The organism is Ruegeria jejuensis, assembly GCF_041537905.1.
Lineage (GTDB): Bacteria > Pseudomonadota > Alphaproteobacteria > Rhodobacterales > Rhodobacteraceae > Ruegeria_C.
Genome location: NZ_JBGRUO010000051.1, coordinates 1 through 6184, shown reverse-complemented (window position 1 = coordinate 6184; position 6184 = coordinate 1). Strand labels below are relative to the sequence as shown.

At 58.3% G+C, this 6184-nt stretch carries 7 protein-coding genes and 1 pseudogene; 3 read left to right on the top strand and 5 right to left on the bottom strand.

Features of this window, described 5'->3' with window-relative positions:
• From AB1E34_RS25925 to rpsL, 4 genes are all read right to left on the bottom strand, one after another.
• Positions 1-143: GTP-binding protein (locus tag AB1E34_RS25925; protein ID WP_372575178.1), on the bottom strand; the 143-nt coding region annotated here is incomplete at its 3' end.
• A 60-nt stretch (positions 144-203) separates the two neighbouring features.
• Entirely contained in the window at positions 204-2321 is a 2118-nt protein-coding gene (gene fusA, locus AB1E34_RS25920; protein WP_372575177.1) for an elongation factor G, read from the bottom strand.
• Positions 2322-2340: 19 nt separating this feature from the next.
• Positions 2341-2811, bottom strand: coding sequence for a 30S ribosomal protein S7 (gene rpsG / locus AB1E34_RS25915; RefSeq protein ID WP_306200596.1), 471 nt, complete (start codon positions 2809-2811; stop codon positions 2341-2343).
• 15 nt (positions 2812-2826) lie between these two features.
• Complete coding sequence (rpsL, locus tag AB1E34_RS25910; protein ID WP_005621086.1) at positions 2827-3198, bottom strand: 30S ribosomal protein S12; 372 nt, start codon at positions 3196-3198, stop codon at positions 2827-2829.
• Between the two features lie 398 nt (positions 3199-3596).
• Between rpsL and AB1E34_RS25905 the strand changes: the two genes are divergently transcribed.
• Together AB1E34_RS25905 and AB1E34_RS25900 are read left to right on the top strand one after the other, a co-directional pair.
• A complete protein-coding gene (locus AB1E34_RS25905) occupies positions 3597-4412 on the top strand; it encodes a putative rhamnosyl transferase (RefSeq protein ID WP_372575176.1) in 816 nt (271 codons plus the stop codon).
• A gap of 135 nt (positions 4413-4547) precedes the next feature.
• Positions 4548-5354, top strand: a complete 807-nt coding sequence (locus AB1E34_RS25900; RefSeq protein ID WP_372575175.1) for a putative rhamnosyl transferase — start codon at positions 4548-4550, stop codon at positions 5352-5354.
• On the opposite strand, the gene AB1E34_RS25895 is transcribed toward AB1E34_RS25900, so the two are convergent.
• Positions 5333-5740: a DMT family transporter gene (locus AB1E34_RS25895; RefSeq protein WP_372575174.1), complete on the bottom strand. Its 408-nt coding sequence runs from the start codon at positions 5738-5740 to the stop codon at positions 5333-5335. The genes AB1E34_RS25900 and AB1E34_RS25895 overlap by 22 nt on opposite strands.
• Positions 5741-6079: 339 nt before the next feature.
• Between AB1E34_RS25895 and AB1E34_RS25890 the strand changes: the two are divergent.
• A pseudogene (locus tag AB1E34_RS25890) lies at positions 6080-6184 on the top strand (IS5/IS1182 family transposase); the annotation flags it as partial.

Sequence of the window (6184 nt, the reverse complement as noted above, 5' to 3'; positions counted from 1 at the left end):
GCGCCATCAATCTGGTCATACGCCTTGAAGTCACCAAAATACTTGGTGATCGCTGCGGTCAGCGTCGTCTTGCCGTGGTCAACGTGGCCAATCGTGCCAATGTTCACATGCGGCTTATTACGCTCAAACTTTTCCTTTGCCATGATGGCCTCCTTTTTCGGGAATGAAGGGAGCCCGGCGCACGGGCTCCCTCAAATCTTCTCTTATGCGTATTTCGACTGGATCTCGTCGCTGATGTTCTGCGGAACCGGATCGTAGTGATCGAACTGCATGGTGAACTGGGCGCGGCCCGACGACATCGACCGCAGGGTGTTGATGTAGCCGAACATGTTGGCCAGCGGCACAAACGCGTCGATTGCGATTGCGTTGCCGCGGTTTTCCTGACCAGACACCTGACCCCGACGCGATGTCAGGTCGCCGATGATACCGCCGGTATATTCCTCGGGGGTGATCACTTCGACCTTCATGATCGGTTCCAGCAGCTTCGCGCCAGCTTTGCGCATGCCTTCACGCATACACATACGGGCGGCGATTTCGAACGCCAGAACGCTCGAGTCCACGTCGTGGAACTTACCGTCGATCAGGGCAACCTTGAAGTCGATCACGGGGAAGCCGGCCAGCGGGCCGCTATCCATAACCGAGTTGATGCCTTTTTCAACGCCCGGAATGTATTCCTTGGGCACGGCACCGCCAACGATGCGGGACTCAAACGAATACCCTTCGCCCGGCTCCGTCGGCGAGATGATCATCTTCACCTCGGCGAACTGACCCGAACCACCCGACTGTTTCTTGTGGGTGTAGGTATGTTCGACCTCGTGACCGATGGTTTCACGATAGGCCACCTGCGGCGCACCGATATTGGCTTCGACCTTGAACTCGCGCTTCAGGCGGTCCACCAGGATGTCCAGGTGAAGTTCGCCCATGCCCTTCATGATGGTCTGACCGCTTTCGAGGTCGGTTTCCACACGGAAGGAGGGGTCTTCGGCGGCCAGACGACCCAGACCCTGAGACATCTTCTCCTGGTCAGCCTTGGTTTTCGGCTCAACCGCGATCTCGATCACCGGATCGGGGAAGGTCATGGTTTCCAGAACCACCGGATCGCCGGTCGAACACAGGGTGTCACCGGTTGTGGTGTCTTTCAGACCGGCCAGCGCGATGATGTCGCCTGCAAACGCTTCGGTGATCTCTTCACGGTCGTTGGAGTGCATCATCATCATACGACCGATGCGCTCTTTCTTGCCCTTGGTCGAGTTCAGCAGCGTGTCCCCCTTGGCCAGAGTACCCGAATAGATGCGGGTAAAGGTCAGCGAGCCAACAAAGGGGTCGTTCATGATTTTGAACGCCAAGCCCGAGAACGCCATGTCATCATCCGCGCGGCGGGCAATGTTACGTTCTTCGGTTTCGTCACCGGGTTTGAAGCCCATGTAGTCGACAACGTCCAGCGGGCTGGGCAGATAGTCGATCACAGCATTGAGCAGCGGCTGAACACCTTTGTTCTTGAAGGCCGAGCCACCCAGAACCGGAACGAAGGCGATCTCCAGCGTGCCCTTGCGCAGCAGCGCGCGCAGGGTCGGCACGTCGGGCTCGTTGCCTTCGAGGTATTCCATCATCGCGTCGTCGTCCATTTCGACGGCCGCTTCGATCATCTTGCCGCGCCATTCGTCAGCCATGTCTTTCAGGCTGTCACGGATCGGAGCCTTGACCCAGGACGCGCCCAGATCTTCGCCCTGCCACAGCCATTCTTCCATGGTGACGAGGTCGATCAGACCTTCAAGCTCGGTTTCGGCACCGATCGGAATACCAACCGGAACGGCGCGGGCGCCGGTGCGGTCTTCGATCATCTCAACGCAGTTGAAGAAGTCGGCGCCGATCTTGTCCATCTTGTTGACGAACACCATGCGCGGAACCTTGTAGCGGTCAGCCTGACGCCACACGGTTTCGGTCTGCGGCTCAACACCGGCATTGGCGTCCAGAACACAGACAGCACCGTCGAGAACCGCCAGCGAGCGTTCGACTTCGATGGTGAAGTCCACGTGACCGGGGGTGTCGATGATGTTCAGGCGGTGCTTGGGGCTGTCGGCGGTCTTGCCGTCCTCGGTGCGCTCCCAGAAAGTGGTGGTCGCAGCCGAGGTGATGGTGATGCCGCGTTCCTGCTCCTGCTCCATCCAGTCCATGGTGGCTGCACCGTCATGCACCTCACCAATGTTGTGGGATTTGCCGGTGTAATACAGGATACGCTCGGAACAGGTGGTTTTGCCTGCATCGATATGCGCCATGATACCGAAGTTGCGGTAATGGTTCAGTGTATATTCGCGTGCCATAGGTCTCAGATCCTCTGGATTACCAGCGATAATGGCTGAAGGCTTTGTTCGCCTCGGCCATCTTGTGGGTGTCTTCGCGCTTTTTCACGGCGGTACCGCGCGACTGAACTGCGTCCAGCAGCTCACCGGCGAGGCGTTCTTCCATCGTGTTTTCGTTGCGGTTGCGCGAGGCAGAGATCAGCCAGCGGATGGCCAGCGCTTCGCGGCGCTCGGGGCGCACTTCGACGGGCACCTGATAGGTGGCACCACCCACGCGGCGCGAACGAACTTCGACGCTGGGTTTAATGTTGTCGAGCGCTTCGTGGAAGACTTCGACGGGGGCGCGTTTGATCTTGGTTTCAACGCGGTCCAGCGCGTTGTAGACGATGCGCTCTGCGACCGACTTCTTGCCGTCGATCATCAGGTTGTTCATGAACTTGCTCAGCACCTTGTCGCCAAATTTGGCGTCGGGCAGGATTTCGCGCTTCTCGGCGGCGTGACGACGTGACATATCAGCCTCTCCTTCTTACTTGGGACGCTTCGCGCCGTATTTCGAACGACGTTGCTTACGGTCTTTGACGCCCTGTGTATCCAGAACACCGCGCAGGATGTGGTACCGCACACCGGGAAGGTCTTTGACACGGCCGCCACGGATCAGAACAACCGAGTGTTCCTGCAGATTGTGGCTTTCACCGGGGATGTACGAGATGACCTCGAACCCGTTGGTCAGGCGCACCTTGGCAACCTTCCGCATCGCCGAGTTCGGCTTCTTCGGTGTGGTGGTGTAGACCCGGGTGCAGACGCCGCGTTTCTGCGGGCACTGTTCCAGGTGCATGGATTTCGAGCGTTTTACTTTCGGCTGCCGCGGCTTGCGGATCAGCTGTTGGATCGTTGGCATTCCGGTTCTTTCCCCGTTTCGCAACACATGTGACATGCACGCGCGTCGCGTGCGGTTAAATTCGCTGCACTTATGCGTCCACAAGCGCAAAATCCGCGAGCGTTCCCATTCCGAGGTGAACGTCGCGGTTGGGTATCAGAGGGCGCGAACAGCAAAATTGTCCGGGCCTTGACCAGTTCATTACTGAAATCGGCTATGGGGCGACCCCCGGTACCGAGATAGCGGGCGTATAGGCGGAGTCGCCGATGGTGTCAACAGCACTCCCCGGCGGGCCAACAAGGCCAGTTTCGGGCACCTGACAAGGGTCTCGCAGCGAGCAACCCCTTGTCGAACTTGCACAGTTCCCCCGAGCCCCGCATAGTCCGGGTACAGCACTACCACGGGAAAGGCTCTTTGAATTGGATATCCTGGGTCTCTGCCGATTCAGCTATCTCGGCGAGGGTGGGTTCAAGATGACCCATGATACACTCGATGAACGACGCGCATTTCTCTACCAGCAAGAACGCCTTGAAACCCGTTTTCGTCATTTCGAAGCAATCACTCTGCCTTCGGTTGCCGGGCAGACCGATCCCGACTTCCGGTTGCTCGTGGTTATCGGGCAAGATTTTCCTGCCCCCTACCTGGAGCGGCTGCAAAACCTGACGCGACATGTGCCGCAGGTGCTGATCCGGGCCTATCCTGCGATGCGCCACCGCCGGGTCATGATCCGTGCCATGCGCGACAACCGCGGCTCGCTGGAACAGCCCTCATTGCAGTTTCGCCTCGATGACGACGATGCGATGGGTCGCGATTTCATCGCCCGATTTCGCGAAACGGCGGAGGATATCCGCGCGCTCTGGTCCAAGCACCGTGCCATCGCTGTGGATTTCAATCGCGGCTACGTGTTCCGCGCTGGTGCCGAAGGCCTGCAAGTATGCGCCTATAACTACGCCTACAGCGCCATTGCGCTGGGTATCATCGTGCAGCCGGGGCTGAAGGAAACAATCATGGATTACACGCGCGGCAAACTCTGGACCGACATGCCCACCGTCACCTTCCCGCATGAGGACATGATGCTGCGCGCGCACCATGATTTCAATGACTCGCGGATGAAACACGGGGGCAAGAACTTTGACTACGCGCCGCTGACCCCTGGACAAGAGAGGTATTTCAAGAACCGCTTCAACATCGACAACGCAATGGTCAAACAGGTGTTTTCACGCCGCTTGGAATGAGCGGTCCCGAAGCAAAGCAAACGGTCTGGTCAGCCAGGGCAGGCAATCTCGCATCTGGTCAAATCCCATTCTTGTGGCGCGCCATGTGCACCACCATAATACTCCGGAAATGCCACCTTATCCAACGGGATCGCGATGCAAGCTATCGGTCTTTGCCGTTTCTCCTACCTCGCAATAGGCGGATTTCAAGTCCACCACGACACGCTGGAGGAGCGCATCGATTACCTTTACGCGCCAGACCGTCTGGAAGAGCGATTTCGAATCTTCGAAACCCTCACCCTCCCCTGCTTGCGTCATCAAACGGACCCGGATTTCGAGTTGATCGTCGTTATCGGAGACAGCCTGCCAAGGCACCATCGGGACAGGCTGCACGATCTGACCAGTGACATGCCGCAGGTTCAGATCGTCTCGCGCCCGCCGGGCCGACAACGTGTGACGATGCAGAACATCCTCAACGCGGCGCGCAAAGACCCGTCGCAACCCTGTCTGCAGTTTCGCTATGACGACGATGATGCGGTCTCTGTCGACTTTGTCGAGCGGCTCCGAGCTGCGGTTGCGGAATGTGACGGGCTGGTGCGCGACAACCTAACCGTGGCTTTCGATTACAATCGCGGATTTGTTGCCGAGCTTGGCCCTAAGGGCATCTCGGCCACCGACATGTTTAGACGCCTCTATGTGGCCTCGCTGGGGATGTATGTTGCCGGCAATTGCAAAAAGACGATCATGCATTTCGCGCATTCGAAGATCGACCAAAACATGCCGACGGTCAGCTATACGGATCAGCCAATGTGGGTCCGCACCCACAACGGCTACAATGATTCCCGTCAAAAGCCGGTAGAGCCCGTTCCCGTCACACCTCTGACCCCCGAACAGGAAATGGAATTCTCCATGAGATTCGCAATCGACAGCGATCACGTGCGTCAGGTGTTTGGCGGACCCTGAGCAAAACGCTCCCGGAACAGCGTGAATAGCCCGGTTGCCACGACCAGCGCTCCGCCCAGCATGGTGACCGGGTCGGGCCAATCGCCAAACACGAGCCAGCCCAGAGCCAGGGCCCAGATCAGACCTGAATAACGGAAAGGCGCGATAAAGCCCACCTCACCCACCCGCATCACCAGTACGCTGCAGAGATAGCCAAGCAGAATGAAGCCCGAGGCCGCAAGGATCAGCCCGGCCAGCGGCAGGGTCACCGACACCCAGGGCTCACTCAGCGAGGCAAAGCCTGCGGCCACCGTCACCGTCACGGCGGTGGCAAAGGACCCCATCAAGGACGGCACCTGCGTGGACATCCGGCGGGTGACGAGATCACGCACGGTAATCAGCGCCACCGCCAGCAGGGCAAAGTAGCTACCCTACCACCTGTATCGGGACGATCCCGAAACACTCGAACGCTTCGTGGTCTATCCTGACAATGCGCGGACCTGCAAGTATGGCGCGCGATTACTGACCAGTGACGACGCTATTGGACTGCTTGAACAATTTCTCGGCTCCATCCGAGAGCTGAGAACTCTTGGCGACGAAAATGAAAACTGGGACGAGCGCGAGCGCTGGATTCTTGGTTGCATTGCCGAGCTATGGAACAAGCGCGGTTTGTACCCCGGACGGCTTTGTTGCACAAATCGCCTGAGGGGATTCACTGTTTGAATCCAGCGTGATAGCTGGATGTTATGAGCAGTTGGTCCCCTACGACGTATAAGACCAGGAACTGGCCTTCGTACAACACAGCGCTGAAGCAGCGCGGTTCATTATCGATCTGGTTTGATGCCGAGATG